Origin of the sequence: Pelagibacterium sp. H642 (assembly GCF_031202855.1) — a bacterium.
GTDB lineage: Bacteria > Pseudomonadota > Alphaproteobacteria > Rhizobiales > Devosiaceae > Pelagibacterium.
Genome location: NZ_CP101829.1, coordinates 1,987,452 through 2,010,562 on the forward strand (window position 1 = coordinate 1,987,452; position 23,111 = coordinate 2,010,562).

Genomic DNA, 23,111 nt, shown 5'->3' on the forward strand with positions numbered 1-23,111 from the left:
TCTCGCTCTCAGCCTTGCGCCGCCGCGAGCATTTCGTCCTGCCGCTTGCGCAGGGCAAAGAGCTTGGTGGAGGTATCGGGCGTGGCGTTTGATGTGGTCAACAGCTCGCCTTTTTTGATCGGGGCGGTGACCGTGCCGCCTTCGAGAAGGCCGACCGGAATGGCGCCGGCGGCGCGGGCATCGGCCACGGCCATGGTCCAGGAGCGATAGCAGGTTTCCCCGATGGCATCGAGCGGAGTGCCCGGCACAAGGTCGCGCTTGGCGACGGCACAGACTTCGGCGACGGGGTTGGCCAGCGGTACCATGTCGGGCTTGCCGTAAAGCATGATCCGCGCCGCGGTGAGGGGCACCTCGAGGCTGGTGAGGTGGTAGGGGCGATAAAACCCGTAATAGGGGCCATGGCCGACATGGAGATCGTCCATTCTCTCGACCACGCGCGGATGGGTGGCCCTGGCGATCACGAAGACGCCCGGCGCAACGCCCTTGCCGATGGTGTAATCGACAACGCCGGATTTTTCGAGCACGCCGCCATCGGCCTTGGGGATCAACACCTTGGGCAGCGTTTCCCGGTCCGCATTGGGCCCGTGCATCCCCGGCCGGTCGGGGACAAGGCCCGTCGCATTGGCGATGGCGGCCATTTCCACCATGGTCTTTGAGCCATCGACGAATTCGACGAGCATGCGGGGGTTCATGTTGCGGCGCGTGGCTTCTTCGACATAGTCGGCGGGGACCGCATCGTGGTTCAGGGGGTTGTTCTTGCCCTTGCCGGCGGCAACGATCTCAAGGCCAAGGGCGGAGGTGAATTCGATAAGTTCCATGCACGAGGACGGCTCGTCGCCAGCGCCCACCGAATAGATGACGCCGAGGCGATCGGCTTCGTGTTTGAGGTAGGGGCCGATGGTGACGTCGGCTTCGACATTCATCATCACCAGATGTTTGCCGTGCTCCATGCCCAGAAGGTCGAAATCGGCGCCCACGCCGGGCTTGCCGGTCGCATCGATAATGACGTCCACTTCGGGGGCCGTGACCATCAACTCGGTATCGGAGGTGACCGCGATCCGCCCCATGTCGATGGCGGCGCTCATGGCGCTGCGCGAGGACACCTCACGGGCGTGATCGCTCTGCCCACCGGGGCCATAGGCGATATCCATGGCGGCCATGGCGGTGTGCGGACGGCGGGTCGAAATGGCGGCGATCTCGATGCCGTCCATCAGGGACACCTGAGTGACCAGATCTGTGCCCATTTCACCCGAGCCGATGATGCCGAGACGGATCGGCTTGCCTTGATCCTTGAGGCGTTCGAGATCCCGGGCGATGCCGGTCCTTGAAATTTTCATGACCCTTTGGGTTCTTTCAGCGTTTAGTCGTGCGCCTGTCCTAATTCATTTCCGGGCCAAGGGAAATGCGGAACGGGCTTCATTTCGGCGCGAGGCCATAGCAGTATGGAAAAGGCAAGAGGACGGGGCTCATGGACGACATCTCCATTTCGATCGAAGGCGCATGCGGTATTATCCGGCTGGCCAGGCCTAGGGCGATCAACGCCCTGAGCGCGGATATGATCGCGGCGGTGCGCGCTGCCCTCGACGAATGGGACGAAAACGAGCGGGTGCGGGCCGTCCTGATCGAGGGCGAAGGGGAAAAGGGGTTGTGCGCGGGCGGGGACGTGCGCGCGACGCGGGAATTGGCACTTGTCGGCGACACGCGGCGGGTCTCTGCGTTCTTTGCCGACGAATACGACATGAACGGGCTGATCGCGACCTATCCCAAGCCGATCGTTGCCCTTCAGCACGGCATCGTCATGGGCGGGGGGATCGGAATATCCTCGCACGCCCGCTATCGCATCGCCACGGCTTCGAGCCGGTTCGCCATGCCCGAAGGGGCGATCGGGTTCTTCTGCGACGTGGGCGTCAACGCCATCCTTTATAAGACCGCCCAGGCGCGGGCGCTCGCCTTTTTAATGTCGGGGCAGACTGTGGCGGTCGCCGATGCCATCGCGCTGGGGCTGGCCGATGCGGCGGTGCCCGAGGACGCTCTGGCCGGCCTGCGCGCACGGGTGATCGAGGCGGCGCAGGCGGGCGATCCGGACACGGCCATCACCGCGCTCATCCAATCGGAATCGATCGATCCGGGGGAAGCGAGCTTTTGCGGGCTTGCCGATTCCCTGGCTCCGGTGTTTGCGGCCGAAACCGTAGGCAAGATCGTCGAGAACCTCCTCGATCTGGCCGAAGAGGGCGATCCGGGCGCCGCGGCGCTGCATGCGGCAATCGCCCGTCAATGTCCCACATCGCTGGCCGCCATCGTTATCTCCCACCGGCGGGCGCGACAGCTTCGTGATGTGCGGGCCATTCTCGAGGACGATCTGGCGCTGGCCAAGCATATGGCGCTGCGGCCCGATTTCGCCGAAGGGGTGCGCGCCGTGCTGATCGACAAGGACCGGAACCCCCAATGGCAGCCGGCGCGGCTTGCCGATGTGGATTCCGATGCGCTCGAAAAGGTGCTGGGGGAAGCGGCGCTGGCTTAGCCGGCGTCAGGGCATCGGCCAGGGATATTCGAGCTGCATGGCGACCACATAGGCCGTGGCGGGGCCGTAGCGGCTCGAGATTTCCTCAAGTGTCCCCTTTAGGGCTGCGGCTGGCGTGGTGGAGCCCGGCGCCAGCGTGGCGGTGGGCGCATTTGTACTGGACACCCGATCGGGCAGGATGCGGATGCCGTCCCGATCGGTCACCGCATCAGCGCTGGGGGCAACCGTCAGCGCCCGCGAGCGGTAAGTGCGCGACCAGGCATCGGCAGCGATGGCGAGCGAAACCGCATTAAATTGCGGTTCGAGGGCGAGGCTGTGCTCCTCGCGCTGCCAGAAGGCCGTAAGATTGGCCATGACGGTCGTGGCGAAGGGGCGTGTCAGGGAAAAGGCGTCGCTGTCATGGGCGGCGTTCCAGCTCTCAAAGCCGATTTCGGCGGCGACCGCTTCGGCCCGTGGCCGGCCGGCGATCGCTTCGACAAGAGTGAGCGCCATGGGGATGGAAGCGGAAATCCCCGTCGTCGTCACGACGTTGCCGTCAGCCACGATGCGCCGGTCTGGCACGTAGGTCATCGTGGGATTTTCGCGCCGCAATGCGTCAAGGAAGAACCAGTGCGTGGTGCCGCGCCGGTTTTCGAGCAGACCGGTGGCGGCCACCACCTTGGCGCCGGCACACACGCCGATGACGGTGCTGCCCTTTCCGGCCTGTGCGGCCAGCCAGGCCATGATTGCGGGATCGTCGTCCCGGCTCATGGCGGGAACGATCACATAGTCGGCGCCCTCGGGATGGGTAGCGTCGAACTGGGCGACACTCATGTCGGGCATTACCGTCAGTGCAGGATAGAGTTCCACCGGCCCGGCTTCGGTTGCCACCAGCACCACGTCGGCCACATCCGCACGCCGCAGGATGCCGGTGGGCATGAGGTAATCGGTGGTCTCGGTCGCATCATTGATGCCGATCACAGCGATCAGCGGACGCTCACGCTTTGGCGGGCGCAGCGCCTCGACGATCGCCGCGGTTTCTTCGGCCGGCACCGGGGCGGGCGTGGCCACCACGGCGGGCGGCAGCATCGCCACCCAGATGCCGAAACCGGCAATGGCGGCCAGCACGACACAGGCGAGGCCCGACAGGACGATCGACCACTTCATCATCATCTCCCCAGACCGTGGCTTGACCTCAGGGTAATCGAAGCTCAATCTGGCTGAAATGACATAATTCGAGCAGAAACGGCCATGGCGCGGACGGTGGGCATAATCATCCATCCGGGGTTCCAGATCCTCGACGCCACGGGGCCGGCCGCGGCATTGGAAATCGCGTCGCGTGATCTGGACGAGGGATATGAGCTCAGCATTCTGGCGCCCGAGGAAGGGGAGATCGCAAGCTCTTCGGGGCTGACGCTCAGGGCCGGGAAACTGCCGGCGGTAGCGCCAGACACGGTGATCGTCTCAGGTGGGGAAATCGTGCGCAACATGGCCGCGTTCGCCGCCATTGTCGCCTGGCTTGCGGCCGCTCGTCCCCGGCGGCTGGCCAGCGTGTGCTCTGGCGCGTTCTTTCTGGCCGAAGCGGGAAGGCTCAACGGGCGGCAGGCGACAACCCATTGGGACAGCACCGAGCGCTTCCGCCGGCTCTATTCCCAGGTCAGGCTAAGCCCTGATCGCATCTTTACCCGCGATGGGGAGGTCTGGACCTCGGCAGGCATATCGGCGGGCATCGATCTGACACTGGCGCTGATTGAAGACGATTGCGGTCCCGAAATCGCCCATAGGACGGCGCAGCAGCTCGTGGTGCACAAGCGCCGGCCGGGCGGGCAGTCGCAATATTCGCCACGCCTCGAGGTTCGGGGCGGAGAGGGGCGCTTTGGGCCGCTGATCGAATGGATGCGGGCCCATCTCGGCGAATCGCTGAGCGTTGAGCGGCTCGCCGAGCAAGCGGCCATGAGCCCGCGCAACTTTTCGCGGCGCTTTCTTGCCGAAACCGGCGCCACTCCGGCCAAGGCCGTCGAACGTCTGCGGCTCGAAGCGGCGCAGGAGGCCATCGAGTGCGGCTTTGGCAGCTTCGAGCAGATCGCTATCGGGTCAGGCTTTTCCGATGCGGCGCAGATGCGTCGGGCTTTCCTGCGCACGCTCGGTCAGCCGCCGCAATCGCTGCGGCGGACCGCAAGGCAGTGATCAGGAAACCCGCGCCCATGCCCCGACGAGACGGGGGTAGAAGATGCACGGGTCGCCCGCCCTTGCCTCGTCGAGCAGGCGCTGATGCAGCGTGTCGATGTCGATCTCGGCGGCCGTCGCAATGCCGAGCGCTTCGATTGCCGGCAACAGGCTGCGCGTGGATTCGACGATAAAGGCAAAGCCGTCGACATCATCGCGATTGCTGATGCGGGTGAGCCCGATCATCTCCGGTGTGAGACCGGCGGCGCGATAGGCAGGGTAGAGCCGGGCGCCCATGTCGGCGGCGCGGCCGGAGCGGCGATAGACCTCACCGATCCGCGCGATAGCCTCGTGGAGAAGCGGCAGGGCCGGCTCGGCATAGGACGAGGTGATATCGAACTCGATGAAATTTACCAGCGTGCCGGGCTTGAGCCGCCTGGTGAGTGCCGCGATGGTGGCGCCCGGATCGGTCATGTGCAGCAGGATGAACCGACCGATCACCGCATCGACCTCGGGGTGCTCTTCGATCGCCTCGAGCGTCGTCACGTCGAACGCGATATCGAAGCCGCGCCGGTGCGCTCTGGCCCGCGCGACCGAAAGCGCCGCTTCGGAGGGATCGATGCCGGTGACCGAACCTTGGGGCCCGACGATTTCGGCAGCGATGAGCGAGACGTCGCCCACGCCGCAGCCGAGATCGAGAACCCGCATCCCCTTTTCCAGCCCGGCACGCAGCAGAATATCGCGGGTTTGTCCGGCAAAGAGCGCCGCCTGCTGCTCAAGCCGCGCCAGTTCGCGTTCGGAATGGCCCAGGATGTAATCGTCGTGTGCGGGTTGGGCGCCGGGTGTGCTCATTGGGTCCTCATGTCTGGTTGATCGATAGGGAAAGGTCGGGTGTGAAATCATTAACGGGCTGGAGAGGCCTGTCTTGTAGGATGGGGAAAGGAAGGTGCTGTGCGGAAGCGGCCATGGTATACGGCGAAGTCGAATGCAGTCAGGCGCGGATCGCGCTCAGCGACACGCAGGGGAACGGCTTTCCGGTGCTGCTGCTGCACGGCAATTCGAACGCGCGCAACGTGTTCTTCCGTCAGTTTCAGAGCCCGCTTGCCCAACGCTACCGGCTGATCGCCATCGACCTGCCCGGGCATGGACAGTCGGGCAATGCGCGCGATCCGCAGGCCGGGTACACCATGCCGGGGCTCGCCGATACCGTGGCCGAGGTTCTCGATGCTCTGGCCATCGAGCATCTCGCCGTGGTCGGCTGGTCGCTGGGCGGGCATATCGGGATCGAGCTTATCGAGCGCGATCCGCGCATTGCCGGACTGATGATCGTGGGTACGCCACCGATTTCGCGCGGCATCCTGGGTGTGTTGCGCGGTTTTCAGCCCAACACCGATCTCGCGCTCACCACGCGGGGTCGCTTGCGGCCGCGGGACGTCGACCGCTTCTTCCGGATGTGCTTCGGGGCCAGAGGGCCGCAGGACTTCCGCGCGCTTATCGAACGCACCGACTGGCGCATGCGCCGCATCATGGGGCGGGGCATAATGGCCGGGCTGGGCGTCGATCAGAAATATGTGGTCGAGCATAACCGGGCTCCGCTTGCCGTGGTCAATGGCCAGAACGAACCTTTCGCCCGTCTCGAATACCTTGCCGGTCTCAACTACGCCAATCTCTGGGATGGGCGCTGCCATGTCATCGAGAAAGCGGTTCATGCGCCATTCCTGGAGGCTCCTCGAGAGTTCAACGCGCTGTTGGGGCGCTTTCTCGATGATGTCGCAGCATGGGCGGCGGCGGGAGCGGCGGGCGGCCTTCGCCGCCACGCCTGATCGCTGACTATCGGGTGCCAACGGACTCGACATTGCGGGCTGCCGCTGCGGCAGCCAGGGCGCCCAGCGGAACCGAAGCCATGCCGAAGAGAGTGTCGAGCTCCTCGGCGGTGGTGCGCATGAAGGGAAAGCGGGCGACGACGCTTTCGCGCACGGCACAATAGTTTATGCCCATCAGGCTGAGCTGCTTGTTCATGCCATGGTAGACGCGGGGCGGGCACAAGGGCCGCAAACCGAACAGGCGCTTATAGAATGCCTGGTGCTCGAGCCGTACCGAGGCAAGCCCCAGATCGGCGGCGTAATATTCAGACGCCAGAAAGCCTAGCCGCGCGGTGACATAGGGCAGTTCGGGATAACGCCCGCTCATGGCGGGATGCACCGCGAACCGGGTGGGATCGACGATGGTGCTGCCCTTGTCGATCTCGGGCATCAGCATTTCGGGGAACGCGTCCACAGTCGGTGAATGGGCCATGCCGGGGCTGGCGACATGCACCCGGATGGTGCTGGCGATTTCGCCATCCATGTAGATGCCGAAGACATGGACGTTGTCCATCTCGTCATAGGCATCGGTTAGCCGCTTATCGAAGGAGATGGAGATCATCCCCTCGCGGACATAGGCTTCATATCGCAGGTTGAATGCCTGCTCGCGCTCGGCCGGCTCTTCGAGGCGGCGATATTCGATCCTGTCAAGGAAATCGATCAGACGTTGTGAAAACGAGACTCCCGAACCGGGTGCAACGGAACTCATGGCTTGCCCTCCAAACCGTATAAGGGCAATTTTTAATTAAAATTTAACCAAGGTCAATTGTCTTCGGCGTGCCTTCTGCGTCGAAGTATTATTCGTTAACGTTTTAGTAATCAATTAGAACTTGGTTTCTTAAAACGTTCATATTTCAACAACCATAAAGGTAAACACAATGCGGGCGTGGTGGTCGCTGGCAGACCTTGCGTGCATTATGCTGGCGGAAGGATTTATGCCTCTTTGGACGAGCGCGCTTGTCGGCTAATCATTTGCAAACGATCTGCTAAGCGCTGCTCTCAAAGTTGAAGAGGTTAAAAGAATACATTTTAAGCTTTTGCCGTCTATAAAGCAGACTGCCTCATGTTAGACAGAGTGGCCATGCGTCCGCAGTCTCGGGAAAATACGCCGAATTTACCGGCAGAAGTCTACATTTCCTCGGTGACCGCCCTTTATAAGGACCGGCGCTCGCTGTTTTCGGGTACGGGCAGCGCCATTGCCGCGGCACTGGTCACCGGCTGGATGAGCGGCTCGATGTGGATCGCGGGCTGCGCCATTCCCTTGGGCCTCACCGGGTTCGTGCGCTGGATGGACATGAACGCTTATGAGCGCGCCATGCCCGGGCCCCAGGCGCTGGCCGAGGCGCGGCGCTGGGAGAAGCGCTACATCCTGGGGTCGAGCACCTTTGCGGTGTTTTTGAGCCTCTGGTGCTTCCTCACCTTTCTTCTCACCCAGGATCCCGCGGTTCATCTTGTGAGCTTTGCGGTGTGTCTGGCCTATATGATCGGCATTACGGGCCGCAACTACGCCTCCGACCAGCTCGTGACCTTCACCACCATAACGGCCGCTGTGCCCATGGTGGCGGGGCTGCTTCTGCAATACGAATTCGCCTATGTGTTTCTCGCGCTGCTGCTCGTGCCCTTCTTCATGAGCGTAAGAAACATTGCGACGCGCTTGCGCCATACCCTGTTCGACGCCGTGGTCGCGTCCCATGACCTGCGGGCGCTGGCCTCCCATTTCGATACCGCCGTCAACAACATGCCGCACGGGTTGTGCATGTTCGATGCCGACCAGCGCTTCGTGGTCTGCAACGAGCGCTTCCTCACGCTTTTAGGTTTGCCGACCGGGGGCCGCTGGAAAGGCCGCAAGGCCGTGACCCTGCTCGCGCGCACGCTCGAGGCCAATTCGGTGCCCAAGGAAGGGCGGCAAAAGGTGATCGAATCCTTCCAGGACTGGTTCGCCGCCGGATGCAGCGGGGCTCTCGTGCTCGAAGCGGCGGGCGAGAAGATCCTGGAGCTGACCTTCCAGCCCATCGAGGCGGGCGGCTGCGTGATGCTGGTCGAAGACATCAGCGAAAAGCGCAGGGCCGAGGCGCGCATCGAGCATCTGGCGCGCTATGATGCGCTGACCGGCCTGCCCAACCGCAGCTATTTCCAGGAGCAGTTCGAAGCCGTCGCCGCTCGTGGGCAGGCATGCGCGTTGCTGTTTATCGATCTCGACCAGTTCAAGGTGGTCAACGACACCCTGGGCCACCCATGCGGCGATGCGCTGCTGTGCCAGGTCGCCGCCCGGCTGCGCCGCGTTCTGCGGCCTTCCGACGTGATTGCCCGTTTCGGCGGTGACGAATTCGTGGTCCTGCGGCCCTTGCGGGGTGGCGATGCCAAGGAGGCGAGCCTTACCGCCCGCCGCATCGTCAGCGCGCTCGGTGATGTGTTCACGGTCGAGGGACACCAGATCGTCATCGGTGCCAGCATCGGCATTGCCATCGAGCCCACGGATGGCGAGACGTTCGATCAGGTGCTCAAGAATGCCGATCTGGCGCTCTATTGCGCCAAGTCCGATGGGCGCGGGGTGTGGCGGTTCTTCGAACCGGACATGGATGTGCGGGCCCAGGACCGGCGGGCTCTGGAAATCGCCGTTCGCGACGCGCTCGAAAACGGCAATTTCGAAGTGTTCTTCCAGCCCATCATCAACCTCAAGACCGGGCAGACCACCGTATGCGAGGCGTTGGTGCGCTGGCGCCATGCGGAGCGGGGCATGATTTCGCCGGCCGAATTCATCCCCCTGGCCGAGGAAACCAACGTCATCATCGAGCTTGGCGACTGGATCCTGCATGAGGCGTGCCGGCAGTGCGCGTCCTGGCCGGGAGAGGTCGGGGTTGCCGTCAACATCTCGCCCATCCAGTTCCGGCGCGGGGATGTGGTGCGCTCGGTGATCTCGGCCTTGGAGCGTTCGGGCCTGCCCGCGCACCGGTTGGAGCTCGAGATCACCGAATCGGTGCTCATGGAAAACACCGAAGTGACCCGGACCGTGCTCGAAAACCTCAAGCGGTTGGGGGTGCGGATATCGCTCGACGATTTCGGCACCGGTTATGCGAGCTTGAGCTATCTGCATCATTTCCCGCTCGACAAGGTCAAGATCGACCGCTCGTTCCTTCAGGACGTCGAGGCGGACAGCCGCTCGCGCAAGCTTTTGGTGGGCGTGGCGCGGCTGACGGCGGATCTGGGCATGTCGGTGGTTGTCGAAGGGGTCGAGACCCGGCCGCAACTGACGCTGCTGATGCGCCAATCGAGCATCGAAGAGGTGCAGGGATTCCTCTTTTCACCTCCGCGTCCCGCCAAGGACATCCCGAGCCTGCTCGAAGCGGGCAAGGTCGATTTCGATCAGGTTGCCTGAGATCCGAACCGACCCATTTTTGTATGGCGCCACCTGCGCTTAGGACTTCTTAAACGCTTGGCAGACAAACTCCCGCCACTGCAAATCAATGGGCGGGGAAACGGCCTCAAATGCCAAAATCGCAAGCTCAGTCCGTGGCCTTGCCACGGGTTGTCGATCTCGATGCGCTCGATGAGATCCGCGAAGCCCTGCTCGATGCTCTGCATGCCGGTCCGGTCGATGTCGATGGCTCGGCTGTCGAGCGCGTCTCGACCAATGCGCTGTTCATGCTCCTGAGCGCCTCGGAAACGGCGAAAAAATCCGGTTTCTCCTTCACAATTTCGGATGCGAGCACGGTAGTTACCGGCGCAATCGAAAAGCTCGGACTCGGTCCGGTCTTTAAACCCGTTCTCAAGGGATAATTCTCTTATGCGCGTTCTCACAGTCGACGATTCGCGAACCATCCTCGCCATGCTGCACCACACCCTCACCAATGCGGGTTTTGAGGTGCTGCAGGCCGAAAACGGACAGGTCGGGCTCGACGTTCTGGGCCGCGAGGATGTCGATGTGGTGATCACCGATATCAACATGCCGGTGATGGACGGGATCGAGTTCATCAAACAAGTGCGTTCGACCGGCAAGCATCAGAGCTTGCCGATCCTCATCCTCACCACCGAAACCAGCCAGGACAAGCGCGACCAGGGGCGCGCTGCCGGCGGGACGGGCTGGATCGTCAAACCGTTCGATCCCGAAAAGCTTATCAGCGTCATCAACAAGGTCGTCCACTAGACATCTCGGGCGCGCGCACAGGGGGCTGTGGCTGGCAAAATGAGTGACCTCGACGAATTCAAGGCCACATATTTCGATGAATGTTCCGAATTGCTGCTCGAACTCGAGGAGCAGTTTTCGGCGATCCAGGAGGGCGACAGAAGCCCCGATCGCCTGAACGCGGTGTTCCGCGCCATTCATTCGATCAAGGGCGGGGGCGGGGCTTTCGGGTTCGATGCGCTGGTGCGCTTCGCCCACAGCTTCGAGACGCTGCTCGACTATGTCCGGGACGGACGAGTGGAGCTCGGCGAGGACGTGGTCGTCCTCTGCATCCGTTCGGTCGACATCGTTGCCGATTTCGTCGCCGCGGCACGCAATGGCGAGACGCTGGCTGCCGATTATGGCGCCGTGGAAAAGGCGCAGTTCGATGCGCTCAGCCGCGGCGATGCGGTCGAATTGGCCCAGCCCGAGGATGGCGAGGAAGCGGTGGATGAATTCGATATCGATTTCACCCCCGTCGTGGTGAACCTCGATGCGTCCACGGCCCAGGCCACCGCCGGCGGCGGGACCGTCTGGACCATCCGGTTTACGCCCTTTGCCACGCTCTATGAGCGTGCCAACGATCCGCTGCTGCTGTTCCGCGAACTGGGGCTGCTGGGCACGATGACGGTGACGCCGGAGCTTGCGAAAATGCCGCTCCTGGCCGATTTCGATCCCTTCGGGGTCTATTGTTCCTGGACCATCGAACTGGTCTCGGACAAGGCAAGCGAAGAGGCGATCCGCGAAGTCTTCGAATTCGTCGATGGCGATTGCGCCATTTCGATCGAAAGGAGCGAGGCCGCGCCCCTGGCGATGGACGAGGAGATGCCGAGCTTTGCCGCGCTGGCCGAAGAGGCCAAGGCGGAGCGCAAATTCGTGCCGACCGGTGAGCCCGACGACCTGATGGCCGAACTTGAACCTGCTTTCGCGGCACCGGCCGTTCGCGCTCAAGAGCCGGCCCCCATCGCGCCGGCCTCCACCACGAGCGAGGCTGCCGAGGAGACCGCCGGCCGGCCTATCGGGATGTCTTCGATCCGGGTCGATCTCGACAAGGTCGATCGCGTCGTCAATATGGTGGGCGAGCTGGTCATCACCCAGTCCATGCTGACCCAGCAGATGGATGACGCCATCCGCGACCGCTACCAGGAGCTGGTGCGCGGCATCGAGGTTCTGGCCCAGACCACGCGCGGCCTGCAGGACGCGGTGATGGCGATCCGGGCGCAACCGGTCAAATCGGTGTTCTCGCGCATGCCGCGTCTGGTTCGCGAGCTGGCGGCCAAAACCGGCAAGAAGATCAAGCTCGACACCATCGGGGAAGCCACCGAGATCGACAAGACGGTGATCGAGCAGCTTTCCGATCCCCTTACCCACATGGTGCGCAATTCGGCCGATCACGGCATCGAAAGCCCCGAAAAGCGGCTTGCCGCGGGCAAGCCTGAAATGGGCACCATCAGGCTCTCGGCCGAACAGGCGGGCGGCAACATCCTTATCGTTGTGGAAGATGACGGGGCGGGCATCAACCGCGACCGCGTTCTCCAGATCGCGCGCGAGCGCGGCGTCGTTGGCCCCGACCAGCAATTGACCGACGAGCAGATCGACAACCTCATCTTTGCCCCCGGCTTTTCAACGGCGAGCGAGGTTTCCGACATCTCGGGCCGTGGCGTAGGCATGGACGTGGTCCTTTCCAACATCAAGAAGATCGGCGGTTCGGTCCATGTGCGCTCCTGGACCGGCAAGGGCACGCGCATGACGCTGCGCCTGCCGCTGACGCTGGCCGTGCTCGATGTCATGCTGGTCAAGGTGGCCGGCAGCCCCTACGTCATCCCGCTCTCTTCCATCGTTGAGACCATCCAGAACGCACGCGCCGATTTCGGGCATATGCCCTCGGGCGGGAAAGTGCTGCAGGTGCGCGGTGATTACGTGCAGGTCGTCGATCTCGCCCAGCGCTTCGGCCTGGCTTCCACCCAGTCCGAGGACAGTCGGTTCGTGGTGCTGTGCGAGGCCGAGGGCAATTCCAAGATCGCGCTGGTGGTCGACGACATCATCGGCCAGCAGCAGGTGGTGATCAAATCGCTCGAAGAGAATTTCGAGCGCATCGACGGCATCGCCGGCGGCACGATCCTTGGCGATGGTAACGTTGCGTTGATTGTTGATGTGCAATCTCTCAAATCGACAAATGCCCATCAGAATGCGGCATAGAACGCCAATGGGAGCCAGGACGGCTAGGTAAGGGGCACGACATGGAAGCGCTTGGACTTCGCGACGACTATTCGGACACAACGGCGGGAGCGAGCCAGAACTCGCTGCAGCTCATCGCCTTTTCCATCGACGAACAGATCTATGGCGTCGAGATCACCACGGTGCGCGAGATCCGCGCCTGGAACGGGGCGACCCCGCTGCCCAATACGCGCGAATATGTGCGTGGAGTGATCAATCTGCGCGGTACGATCGTGCCGATCTTCGACCTGCGCGCCCGCTTCGGCGACGGCCAGACCAACCCCACCAAGAACCACGTCGTCGTCGTGATGAGCGTGGGGGAAAAGTGGATCGGCATCCTGGTCGATGCGGTGTCCGATATCCTCACCGTTTCCAAGGACGATATCCACGCTGTTCCGGAAGGCAATTCAGGCGACACCGAACTTCTCAACGGCATCGTCACCCATGACGGCCGCATGGTGGGCCTGATCGATCTCGCCGCGGTGGTCTCGGGCGCCAAGACCGACGTCTGATCGGCTCGATCAAGGTTGCAGAGTCCGCCTCCACGAGGGGCGGGCTTTTTCGTTCGAGGCCAGTGCGGCCTAGAAGAACTCGACTTCGCCCGAATTGGTGCGGGCGGCGATGCCCGAGAGGGATTCGTCGCGCAATTCATCCAGGGTCAGCGAAGACCACACCGTTTCATTGGCCTGGGCATCGGAGCCTTCGGGAAGCTCCGCCATCCTGCGGGCGGCTTCGGCCATGTTGCGGCAGCGCTGTTCGATGCGGTCCTGCATCTGCAAGGCGACGACGATCTGGCGGATGGCGGTCGAGCGGGCCGTGGTGCAATCGATCGAGGTGTCGCCCAGGACCAACAGGCTGGCCGTGATGCCATCGACCATTTCCGCGGTCTGGCGCGCGGTTTCTTCCAGCTCTCTGGCCAGTTTGTGCAAGCCCATGCACTGCCCCCGATTTCCGATCCGGCAATCATAATGGCAAAGTGCTGAACCGATACTTGCATCTTGTGCCGACTGTTACACATCCCCGGTTAGGGTTAGCAAACGGCTAACGAATCCGGGGTTAGGGTCGGAAAAAATCGCATTCGGCCCCTCACAGTCCATCCATGGCCGAAGCAGCGTTACAGGGAAGCGGCAATGCCGTTATATTTGGTTTGATGCCCGATAATTTCACGCGCGGTGTGGTCACCACGATCCACCAGGGCGACTGCATGGTTTCCGGCAAACCCGAGATCACCTTTTCGACAGTTCTGGGGTCGTGCATCTCGGCCTGCGTGCGCGATCGCGCGGCGCAGGTGGGGGGCATGAACCATTTCCTTTTGGCCAGCCAGGGGGAAAGCTCTAAAGACCGCTTTGGGGAATCGGCGCGCTATGGGGCCTTTGCCATGGAGCAGCTCATCAACATGGTGCTGAGCAAGGGCACCGGCCGGAAGCACAATCTCGAATTCAAGGTGTTCGGCGGCGGCAACATCCATGCGGGCATGAACGATGTGGGACTTAAAAACATCGAATTCGTGCATGAATTCCTGGGCAATGAAGGTTATGTGGTTGCCAGCCAGGATCTGGGGGGCACGTTCGCGCGGCGCGTGATGTTTCAGCCCCATACGGGGCGGGCCTTCGTCAAGCGCCTCGATAGCACCGACAGCGCGCGGCTGGTGCACGAGGAACTGGCGATCGCGCGGCGGCAGGTCAAAAAGCCCGCCGCCGACGATATCGAGTTGTTCTAGCCTGCCGCTCTCTCGCGGCGGGCATCGATCACCAAGCATTAACCATAGCGCCTTAGGGTGGTGGAAACTTTGTTTCTTGCCCAAGGTATTTTCGATTGTCCCGCATCCGGCTGGTTTCCGCGCTGCTTGCGCTGTGGTCTGCGACCGTTGCGGTCTGCGTTTGGCTGGGCGTCAATTTTTCGTCTGCGTCCTGGTGGGCGATGGCAGTGGCGGGGGTATGGTTTGCCGCCATCGGCGTGAGTTTTCTGGCCGTGCTCATTGTGGAGCGCGCCCAGCGCCGGGCCTTGTCCGATCTCGGACAGGCGGTGGGAAGCGGGCCGATCGGCAGGGCTTCCGAACTCGAGCATATGCGGGCGATCACCGCCAATCTGTGTCAGAGGCTCGAACGGGCCATGACCTATATGACGGCCTTCGAAACCCTCGATAGGCCCGCCATGCTGGTCGACGGGCAGGGGGTGATCGTCAAGATGAGCAAGGGGTTGGCCGCGCTTGCCCCCGAATGCGCCGAAACGGATACGGCGTCGGCCCTGCTGGGCATCGAGGCCGAGTTCGCGGAAGAAGAATGCGAGCATGCTCTGACCCTTGGCGATCATCGCTATCGCGCGCGCGTTTCCCCTCTGGGGCATGACCGCTGGCTGATCGAGCTGGAGCGTCCTGGCCGTGTGGTTTGCGCACGGGTGCTTTCCGATCTCGGCCAGGCGCTGGCGGGCGGGGACACGGGCTACAGGATAAGTGCGCAAGACATCGCCGAAACCCCCGAACTCGAGACGATCAACGCCGGTCTGGGGACGCTCGATGCGGCCGCGGAGCGGCTCGATGCCCTGGCCGAAGGTCTGCTTCCCAGCCCGAGCGGCGGCAATGACCGGATGTCGGCCCGTGTGGATACGCTGATCGGCCAGATCGCCGAGCTCGATGCGGAGCGGACGGCGGCGATGGAAGGGCGGCAGCGCATGCGGGCCCGGCTGGAAAAGGTCGGCGCGCTCGTCGAGATCTGCCGCGGAACGGCGCAGGCATTAACGGCATCGGCTGCGGACGCCCGTGCGCATCTGCAAAAGGCCCGTGGCGCCGTAGAGAGCGGGCGCGGCGTGGCCGGGCAGGCGAGGGAAGACGCGAGCGCGATCGCCGGCGAGATCGAGCGGGCGCGGGCTTCCGCCGAGCAGACGCGCGGGCGCGTCGCGGCGGTCAACGAACTGGTGACGCGGATCGATGCTCTGGTGGCAAGCATCGAGGATGTTGCCTTCCGCACCAATCTTTTGGCGCTCAACGCGGCGGTCGAAGCGGCACGGGCCGGAGAAAAGGGCGCCGGCTTTGCGGTTGTTGCCAGCGAGGTGCGCGAAATGGCCAAGGCGAGCGCGAAATCGTCGAAAGACATCAGGGCGCTGGTCAAGGCCGGGCTCGGAGATGTCGAGGCCGGGACGGCGGAGGCCGAAGCGCTGGCCCAAACCATCGGATCGGTCACGGCCCATTTACGCAATTTAAGTGAGCAGACGGCCATGATCGGCTCGGATCTCGACAACACCGGCGTGGCACTGGCCGCGGCCCATGGCGAGGTCGAGGCGATGGACGATCAGGCACAGCGGCAGGCCGGCGCGCTCGCGCCTGAGCCGGATATGAAAGTGGCCGCCAAGCCGCTTGCGGGGCGCGAAAAAACAAGAACCGGGATCGTTTCGGCGCATCGGTGAAACGATAAAGATCAACGATCCGGCATCGGGGGGCGGAAGCCACATGGACAGCGGCGAGTTTCGCTTGAGCGAAAGGGAGTTTTCGCGCATCCGGGAGCGGGTCTACCGCATTGCGGGCATCTCTCTTTCGGACGCCAAGCGCACCCTTGTCGTCTCGCGCCTTTCCAAGATCGTCCGCGCCCTGGGGCTTGCCGGTTTCGACGCCTATATCGACTATCTCGAAATGCGGGGGCGCCCCGAGGACGATCAGGATTTCGTCAATGCGCTCACCACCAACCTCACGCGGTTCTTTCGTGAGGATCATCATTTCGAGCATCTTTCGAGCTTTGTCGGCACGCTTATTTCCAAGCCGCGCCGCATGGGCAAGGGCGGGCGCCCGCGCCTGCGCATCTGGTCGGCGGGATGCTCGACCGGGCAGGAGCCCTATACCATCGCGCTGAGCCTGCTTACGGCCTATCCCGAGCTCAAGCGCTGGGATTTCCGTATCCTGGCCACCGACATCGACTCCAACGTCATTGCCAGGGCGGCAACCGGCATCTATCCGGCGGGCGAACTCAACGGGCTGTCGGCGCAGCGGACCATGCTCTTTGAAAAGGCCGGGTCGGGCGAAATACGCATCCCGCAGGAAGCGCGTGAGCTGGTCGCCTTCAAGCTCTTGAACCTCATCGAGCCCTGGCCGGTGAGCGGGCCGTTCGACGCCATCTTCTGCCGCAATGTCGCAATCTATTTCGACAAGCCGACCCAGGGCATGCTTTTCGACCGGCTCGGCCAGGTGCTGGCGTCCGACGGGTTCCTCTATATCGGACATTCGGAAAACCTGCAGGCCGTATCGAAGGGCTACAGGCTCGTGGGCAAGACGATCTACCAGCGCAAGTCCGATTCCGACACTAGGGATGCAGCAGCATGAGTTCGATCATCAGGGTCCTCGTCGTCGATGATTCAGCGCTCATTCGTGACGTCTTGAGCCGGCTGCTGGCCCAGGAGGGCGATATCACGGTTGTGGGAACCGCCAACGATCCTCTCGACGCGCGCGACAAGATCAAGGCGCTCAATCCCCATGTGGTGACGCTCGACATCGAAATGCCCAATATGAACGGGCTGGCCTTCCTGCAAAAGATCATGCGGTTGCGGCCCATGCCCGTGGTCATGGTTTCGACCCTCACCACCAAGGGCGCCTCCGAAACCATGCTGGCGCTGGAGTTGGGCGCTGTCGATTTCGTCGCCAAGCCCGGCGCCGAGATGGCCGGTGGCCTTGAAGCGTTCGGAGCGACACTGCGCGAGAAGGTGAGGCTTGCCGCCCATAGCGATGTCCAGGCGCGCGCTCATCGCGCGCCTGCCCCTGATCTGCCACTCAAGAGCGCGGCGGCGCCGCAAGGGGCGCTGATCGCCATCGGGGCTTCGACTGGCGGGGTGGAAGCGATCCGGCAGGTTCTGGCAACGATCCCGACCGATTGCCCGCCCATCGTGATCGCCCAGCACATGCCCAAAGGCTTTACCGGGCGTTTTGCCGCCCGGCTCGATGAGTTGGTGCCGGTCAAGGTGGTCGAGGCAGAGGACCGCATGCCGCTCGCCAATGGCACCGCTTATGTGGCGCCGGGTGATTTCCATCTCCGGGTGGAAAAGACCTCGGGGCAGATGAAATGCCGCGTCACCCAGGACGAGGCGACCTCCGGGCACCGGCCGAGCGTCGATGTGCTGTTTTCCTCGGTGGCCAAGGTGGTCGGGTCCAAGGCGGTGGGGGCGATCCTGACGGGAATGGGGCGCGATGGGGCGGCGGGGCTCAAGGCCATGCGCGAGGCGGGCGCGTTCACTGTCGGGCAGTCGCGCGGTTCGGCGCTGATCTACGGCATGCCCAAGGCCGCTTTCGAGATCGGAGCGGTGGTCGAGGAAGCGCCTGTCGAAAAGATCGCCGGGCGGCTGGTTGCGGCGCTGCTCAAGCTCAAATCGGCAGCCTGAACCTTTCCCATTGAGACTATCGTAACGGTTGCCGCCTATTTTTGTCGGCCAGACTTCCCGGAAGAACTCCGGGCGCATCAGGCGGAGAATCCATGCCAAAGGCCAGCGCAGTCAGCGTTCTCATCGTTGATGACCAGCAGTCCATGCGGGGCATCTGCAAGTACATCCTCACCCAGCTCGGGTTCAAGGACATCATCGAGGCCAAATCGGGCCGCGATGCCCTGACCAAGCTTGAAAAGACCAATGTCGACCTCATCATTTCCGACTGGAACATGGACGATGTCGACGGGCTGACGCTTCTGAAGGTCATCCGCAAGCATCCGCGGACCCAGAGCATGCCCTTCATCATGGCGACCGGACGCTCCGACAAGGAGCAGGTCAAGGAAGCCATCGAATGCGGCGTCAACAACTACATCATCAAGCCGTTCGACGCCGCGACCATGAAAAAGCGCATCGAGGCGGTGATCGGCGCGCTGTCCTGACCGGCACGATCTGATGAACACGGGGCGTCCGGCAGGGCGCCCTTGGCGTTTGCGGCTTGGCAACGGGAAGGCCGCATGGTTGAAGGAATTAACCGGACCGGAGGCGCGCCATGGCAACCAAGACGATCGGGCTCGTCGCCCATGACGAGAAAAAGGACGACATGGTCGCCTTTGCGGCATCGCACAAGGCGCGGTTGAGCCAGTTCGACCTGGTGGGAACGGGCACTACGGGCGGGCGCGTGGCCCAGGAAACGGGGCTTGCCGTCCTCGCGCTCAAGAGCGGCCCATTGGGCGGGGACGCGCAATTGGGGGCGATGATCGCCGAGGGGCGGCTCGACGCGCTGATCTTTTTCATCGACCCCATGAGCGCGCTGCCCCATGACGTGGACGTCAAGGCGTTGACGCGGCTGGCGACGCTCTATGACATTCCCGTCGCTTACAACAAGTCCACAGCCGAAGCGGTGCTCGCCGCGCTTTGAGTTGACCTGAGCAAGCGCTTGTGAGCAGATGCCGCGATTTTGGGCAGAAATGAACAAGGGGCTAAGGGTAAGGCGTGGCGCTTGACGCGGTAATCGAGGTCCGCAACGTATCGAAACGTTTTGGCGGGCTTTTGGCTGTCTCGAACTGCTCGCTCGAAGTCGAGCGCGGTTCGATCACGGGATTGATCGGGCCGAACGGGGCCGGCAAATCCACACTGTTCAACATGGTGGCGGGCAATTTCCCGCCGACCAGCGGGCAGATCATCTTCGACAAGCAGGACATTACGGGGCTCAAGCCCCATGAATTGTTCAAGCTGGGCATGCTGCGCACCTTCCAGATCGCGCATGAATTCTCCCATATGACGGCGCTCGAGAACCTGATGATGGTGCCTGGCGACCAGCCGGGGGAAAATCTTGCGACGCTCTGGCTGCAGCCGGGCAAGGTTGCGTTGCGCGAAGGGCAAGTGCGCCAGAAGGCCCTCGAAGTCATCGATTTTTTAAAGCTCGGGCACGTCAAGGACGAGCTGGCCGGCAATCTTTCGGGCGGGCAGAAAAAGCTGCTCGAGCTCGGCCGCACCATGATGGTGGACGCCAAGGTGGTGCTGCTCGACGAAGTGGCGGCCGGCGTCAACAAGACGCTGCTCAACGACTTGGCCTCCAATATCGAGCGCATGAACCGCGAACTGGGCTACACCTTCTTTGTCATTGAGCACGACATGGACCTCATCGCCCGTCTCTGCGACCCGGTGATCGTGATGGCCCAGGGCGAGGTGATCGCCAAGGGCAATATGGAAGAGCTGCGCGCCAATCCGATGATCGTCGAAGCCTATTTCGGCGGTCCGGTGGAGGCGGCGCAATGAGTTTGATCGATCTTAAGAACGTCGTCGCCGGTTATGGCGGCGCGCCGATTCTCAATGGCGTCAACATAGCCATCAATACCAGCGACATCGGGGTGATCGTAGGCCCCAACGGAGCCGGGAAATCGACGACTCTCAAGGCCATTTTCGGGCTTTTGACCGTCATGGAAGGCACCGTCACCTTCGCAGGCGAAGACGTCACCAACTACGAGGCCGACCGGCTGGTGCCCATGGGGCTGAGCTTCGTGCCCCAGGAACACAACGTCTTTACCTCGATGTCGGTGCACGAAAACCTCGAAATGGGGGCGTTCGTGCGGCGTGACGATTATTCGGACACGCTCGAGCAAGTCTATGAAATGTTTCCCGATTTGAAGGCCAAGCGCCGCCAGCCGGCCGGCGAGCTTTCCGGCGGGCAGCGCCAGATGGTCGCCATGGGCCGGGCGCTGATGAGCAAGCCCAAGCTCCTGATGCTCGACGAGCCCTCGGCGGGCCTATCGCCCCGCTACATGATGGAAATCTTCGAGCAAGTGGTCAAAATCAACGCCGCTGGCGTGGGCATCCTGATGGTGGAACAGAATGCGCGCCAGGCGCTGGCATTCGCCACCAAGGGTTTCGTTTTGACCAACGGGCAGAACAGGTTCTCCGGAACCGGGCAGGAATTGCTCGATGATCCGGAAGTGGCCAAGAGCTTCTTGGGCGGATAATCACATGAACGATCTTATCTTTTTCATCAATCAGGCAGTGATCGGCGGGCTGGTGCTCGGCTCGATCTACGCGCTGGGGGCCGTCGGCGTCACGCTGATCTTCGGCATCCTGCGGTTCGCCCATTTCGCCCATGGCGACATGATGACCATGGGCGCCTTCATCACTTTCGTTCTGGCGGGGATTCTCGCTGCGACCGGCGTTGTCCTGCCGCTGCCCACCGGTTTCATCGTCGTGCCGATCGCCATGGTGCTCGCCGCGGTGATCGCGCTGGGGATCGACAAGGGCTTCTATGCGCCGCTGCGGGCACGGGGCGCCAAGCCGGTGACGCTGCTGATCGCTTCGATCGGCGTCACCATGATGATCCAGGGGCTGGTGCGGCTGATCTTCGGGGTCGGAACCTATTCGTTCTTCGACACCGAACCCAAGGAGATCTTCCGGATCGTGCTGCCGTTCGAGGGCGTCACGCGCCCCATCACCATCACCGAGCCGCAGATTCTCTTGATCGTTTCGACGGCAGTGGCGGTGATCGCGCTGCATTATTTCCTTACCCGCTCACGGCTGGGCAAGGCCATGCGCGCCATGGCAGACAATCCCGACCTTGCCAAGGTTTCGGGCATCAACACCAAGCTGGTCGTCCGCGTCACCTGGGTGATCGCCGGCGCGCTCGCTTGCCTTGCGGGCACCATGCTGGCGCTCGACGTGTCGCTCAAGCCTGACCTGGCCTTCAACATCGTATTGCCGATCTTTGCCGCCGCCATTCTGGGCGGGCTGGGCCATGCCTATGGCGCCATCGCCGGCGGGTTCGTGCTCGGATTTGCCGAGACGCTGGCGGTGTTCAACTGGTCGGTGCTGCTGCGCCCGTTCCGTGATGTCTTGTGGTTCGAAATTCCCGGCACGCTGACGCTGGTGCAGTCCGAATACAAACTCACCGTCGCTTTCGTCATCCTCGTCGTGGTGCTGCTGGTACGGCCTACCGGGATTTTCAAGGGAGCTTCGACATGACCGCGCGCTATATCGGGCTTTTCGGGGCGCTGTTCGTCCTGATCGTCGGGGTGGGTGTCCTGATGGGCACGCCGTTCACGGTACGCCTGCTGGTCGAGGCCTTCGCCTTTGCGCTGATCGCCATGGGATTGAACATTCAGTGGGGCTTTGGCGGGCTGTTCAATTTCGGCATCCTGGGGATGCTGATGGTGGGCGGCTTTGCCGTCACCTTCATCTCCTATCCGGTCAACATGGACTTCTGGGCCTCCGAAGGTCCGCTCCATATCGGGCGCACCCTGGTTGCGGCGGCGATCGGAGCGGTGCTGATCTTTTTCGCCCATCGCGTGCAGCGGCTCGGGATCACGGGCAAATGGCGCGGGGCGGTGATCGTCCTTGCCTGGTTTATCGCCTATGTGATCTTCCGCAGCCAGATGGACCCGGCGGCCAGCTACATAACCTCGACCGCCGGCTGGATCGGCGGACTGGGGCTGCCGGTCCTCCTCGGCTGGGTGTTCGGCGGCGTTCTCGCCGGGCTGATCGGCTATCTGGTGGGCAAGGTGAGCCTGGGGCTGCGGGCCGACTATCTCGCCATCGCCACCATCGGCATTGCCGAGATCCTGCGCGCGGTCATCAAGAACCTCGAATGGCTGACGCGCGGCACGCTGACGGTCTCGCCCATTCCCTGGCCGGTGCCCAATCCGCAGGCCTATCAGGCTGCCGGACATGATGCTACGACCAGTTTCATCCTGGCGCGCGGCGGGTTTCTGGCGGTGGTCGTGGTGGTCGTTCTGATCGCGCTGTTTTTGATCCACAGGGCATATCTGGGACCCTGGGGCCGCATGATGCGCGCCATTCGCGACAACTACATCGCCGCCGGCTCAATGGGCAAGGACGTCACCGGCCGCCAGCTCGAGATCTTCGTTTTCGGCTCGGTGCTCATGGGTATCGGCGGGGCGATCCTGGTTTCGTTCGTGCAGATCTATGACCCCTCCAGCTACCAGCCGATCAACCACACCTTCATCATCTGGGTGATGCTCATCGTGGGCGGGGCCGGCAACAATTTCGGCGCCCTGTTCGGTGGGCTGTTCATCTATATCGTCTGGATGCTGTCCGAGCCCCTGGCTCAGGCATTGTTCGGGGGACTGTCGAATTTCTCGTCCGACATGGGCTGGGGCGCCATTCCCGATATCGAAAGCCGCGCGGTGCAGATGCGCGTTTTCGTGATGGGACTGATCGTTACGATCGCGCTGCGCTTTGCGCCACAAGGGCTGCTGCCGGAGGTTCTCAGCCGCAGGGGTTGAGCTTAATGGCCCGGTAAAGAAAAGGCCCGGGAGCATGCTCT

At 62.8% G+C, this 23,111-nt stretch carries 23 protein-coding genes; 18 read left to right on the forward strand and 5 right to left on the reverse strand.

Annotated features, from left to right (window positions below):
- Window positions 1–8: 8 nt before the first annotated feature.
- The gene (locus NO934_RS09745; protein WP_309159766.1) at window positions 9–1,337 is read right to left on the reverse strand and encodes an SAF domain-containing protein; all 1,329 of its coding nucleotides are present in this window, start codon (window positions 1,335–1,337) and stop codon (window positions 9–11) included.
- A 131-nt stretch (window positions 1,338–1,468) separates the two neighbouring features.
- Between NO934_RS09745 and NO934_RS09750 the strand changes: the two genes are divergently transcribed.
- The gene (locus tag NO934_RS09750) at window positions 1,469–2,521 is read left to right on the forward strand and encodes an enoyl-CoA hydratase/isomerase family protein (protein ID WP_309159767.1); all 1,053 of its coding nucleotides are present in this window, start codon (window positions 1,469–1,471) and stop codon (window positions 2,519–2,521) included.
- Between the two features lie 6 nt (window positions 2,522–2,527).
- Here the strand turns inward: NO934_RS09750 and NO934_RS09755 are convergent, their stop codons facing one another.
- Window positions 2,528–3,667, reverse strand: coding sequence for a DJ-1/PfpI family protein (locus NO934_RS09755; protein WP_309159768.1), 1,140 nt, complete (start codon window positions 3,665–3,667; stop codon window positions 2,528–2,530).
- A gap of 84 nt (window positions 3,668–3,751) precedes the next feature.
- Here NO934_RS09755 and NO934_RS09760 point away from each other — a divergent pair, with 84 nt between their 5' ends.
- Window positions 3,752–4,687, forward strand: a complete 936-nt coding sequence (locus NO934_RS09760; RefSeq protein WP_309159769.1) for a GlxA family transcriptional regulator — start codon at window positions 3,752–3,754, stop codon at window positions 4,685–4,687.
- Here NO934_RS09760 and NO934_RS09765 read toward each other — a convergent pair whose 3' ends face one another.
- Window positions 4,688–5,518 (reverse strand): class I SAM-dependent methyltransferase, encoded by an 831-nt coding sequence (locus tag NO934_RS09765; RefSeq protein WP_309159770.1) that lies wholly within the window; start codon window positions 5,516–5,518, stop codon window positions 4,688–4,690. It abuts the gene before it with no gap.
- 113 nt (window positions 5,519–5,631) lie between these two features.
- Here NO934_RS09765 and NO934_RS09770 point away from each other — a divergent pair, with 113 nt between their 5' ends.
- Complete coding sequence (locus NO934_RS09770; RefSeq protein ID WP_309159771.1) at window positions 5,632–6,489, forward strand: alpha/beta hydrolase; 858 nt, start codon at window positions 5,632–5,634, stop codon at window positions 6,487–6,489.
- Window positions 6,490–6,496: 7 nt separating this feature from the next.
- Here NO934_RS09770 and NO934_RS09775 read toward each other — a convergent pair whose 3' ends face one another.
- Window positions 6,497–7,237: a hypothetical protein gene (locus tag NO934_RS09775; protein ID WP_309159772.1), complete on the reverse strand. Its 741-nt coding sequence runs from the start codon at window positions 7,235–7,237 to the stop codon at window positions 6,497–6,499.
- Window positions 7,238–7,669: 432 nt separating this feature from the next.
- Here NO934_RS09775 and NO934_RS09780 point away from each other — a divergent pair, with 432 nt between their 5' ends.
- From NO934_RS09780 to NO934_RS09800, 5 genes are all read left to right on the forward strand, one after another.
- The gene (locus NO934_RS09780; protein WP_309159773.1) at window positions 7,670–9,904 is read left to right on the forward strand and encodes an EAL domain-containing protein; all 2,235 of its coding nucleotides are present in this window, start codon (window positions 7,670–7,672) and stop codon (window positions 9,902–9,904) included.
- Window positions 9,905–10,014: 110 nt separating this feature from the next.
- Window positions 10,015–10,305, forward strand: a complete 291-nt coding sequence (locus NO934_RS09785; protein WP_309159774.1) for an STAS domain-containing protein — start codon at window positions 10,015–10,017, stop codon at window positions 10,303–10,305.
- A gap of 7 nt (window positions 10,306–10,312) precedes the next feature.
- Window positions 10,313–10,672 (forward strand): response regulator, encoded by a 360-nt coding sequence (locus tag NO934_RS09790; protein WP_309159775.1) that lies wholly within the window; start codon window positions 10,313–10,315, stop codon window positions 10,670–10,672.
- A gap of 39 nt (window positions 10,673–10,711) precedes the next feature.
- Window positions 10,712–12,889 carry a chemotaxis protein CheA gene (locus NO934_RS09795; RefSeq protein WP_309159776.1) on the forward strand — a complete coding sequence of 726 codons (2,178 nt, stop codon included), beginning with the start codon at window positions 10,712–10,714 and terminating at the stop codon, window positions 12,887–12,889.
- A gap of 41 nt (window positions 12,890–12,930) precedes the next feature.
- On the forward strand, window positions 12,931–13,419 hold the full coding sequence (locus tag NO934_RS09800) for a chemotaxis protein CheW (RefSeq protein ID WP_309159777.1): 489 nt from the start codon (window positions 12,931–12,933) through the stop codon (window positions 13,417–13,419).
- Between the two features lie 69 nt (window positions 13,420–13,488).
- Here the strand turns inward: NO934_RS09800 and NO934_RS09805 are convergent, their stop codons facing one another.
- Window positions 13,489–13,842, reverse strand: a complete 354-nt coding sequence (locus NO934_RS09805) for a hypothetical protein (RefSeq protein WP_309159778.1) — start codon at window positions 13,840–13,842, stop codon at window positions 13,489–13,491.
- Window positions 13,843–14,006: 164 nt separating this feature from the next.
- On the opposite strand from NO934_RS09805, the gene NO934_RS09810 reads away from it, so the two are divergent.
- From NO934_RS09810 to NO934_RS09855, 10 genes are all read left to right on the forward strand, one after another.
- The gene (locus NO934_RS09810) at window positions 14,007–14,627 is read left to right on the forward strand and encodes a chemotaxis protein CheD (RefSeq protein ID WP_309159779.1); all 621 of its coding nucleotides are present in this window, start codon (window positions 14,007–14,009) and stop codon (window positions 14,625–14,627) included.
- Between the two features lie 95 nt (window positions 14,628–14,722).
- Window positions 14,723–16,309 (forward strand): methyl-accepting chemotaxis protein, encoded by a 1,587-nt coding sequence (locus NO934_RS09815; RefSeq protein ID WP_309159780.1) that lies wholly within the window; start codon window positions 14,723–14,725, stop codon window positions 16,307–16,309.
- A 64-nt stretch (window positions 16,310–16,373) separates the two neighbouring features.
- The gene (locus NO934_RS09820; protein ID WP_309159781.1) at window positions 16,374–17,216 is read left to right on the forward strand and encodes a protein-glutamate O-methyltransferase CheR; all 843 of its coding nucleotides are present in this window, start codon (window positions 16,374–16,376) and stop codon (window positions 17,214–17,216) included.
- Window positions 17,213–18,265, forward strand: coding sequence for a chemotaxis response regulator protein-glutamate methylesterase (locus tag NO934_RS09825; RefSeq protein WP_309159782.1), 1,053 nt, complete (start codon window positions 17,213–17,215; stop codon window positions 18,263–18,265). Before NO934_RS09820 ends, NO934_RS09825 begins: the two co-directional genes overlap by 4 nt.
- 92 nt (window positions 18,266–18,357) lie before the next feature.
- On the forward strand, window positions 18,358–18,747 hold the full coding sequence (locus tag NO934_RS09830) for a response regulator (protein ID WP_309159783.1): 390 nt from the start codon (window positions 18,358–18,360) through the stop codon (window positions 18,745–18,747).
- Between the two features lie 110 nt (window positions 18,748–18,857).
- Window positions 18,858–19,226, forward strand: coding sequence for a methylglyoxal synthase (locus NO934_RS09835; protein WP_309159784.1), 369 nt, complete (start codon window positions 18,858–18,860; stop codon window positions 19,224–19,226).
- A gap of 74 nt (window positions 19,227–19,300) precedes the next feature.
- Window positions 19,301–20,086, forward strand: a complete 786-nt coding sequence (locus tag NO934_RS09840) for an ABC transporter ATP-binding protein (RefSeq protein ID WP_309159785.1) — start codon at window positions 19,301–19,303, stop codon at window positions 20,084–20,086.
- Complete coding sequence (locus NO934_RS09845) at window positions 20,083–20,787, forward strand: ABC transporter ATP-binding protein (RefSeq protein ID WP_309159786.1); 705 nt, start codon at window positions 20,083–20,085, stop codon at window positions 20,785–20,787. The genes NO934_RS09840 and NO934_RS09845 overlap by 4 nt, the downstream gene beginning before the upstream one ends.
- 4 nt (window positions 20,788–20,791) lie before the next feature.
- Window positions 20,792–21,790 (forward strand): branched-chain amino acid ABC transporter permease, encoded by a 999-nt coding sequence (locus NO934_RS09850; protein ID WP_309159787.1) that lies wholly within the window; start codon window positions 20,792–20,794, stop codon window positions 21,788–21,790.
- The gene (locus tag NO934_RS09855; RefSeq protein WP_309159788.1) at window positions 21,787–23,070 is read left to right on the forward strand and encodes a branched-chain amino acid ABC transporter permease; all 1,284 of its coding nucleotides are present in this window, start codon (window positions 21,787–21,789) and stop codon (window positions 23,068–23,070) included. The genes NO934_RS09850 and NO934_RS09855 overlap by 4 nt, the downstream gene beginning before the upstream one ends.
- Window positions 23,071–23,111 lie beyond the last annotated feature (41 nt).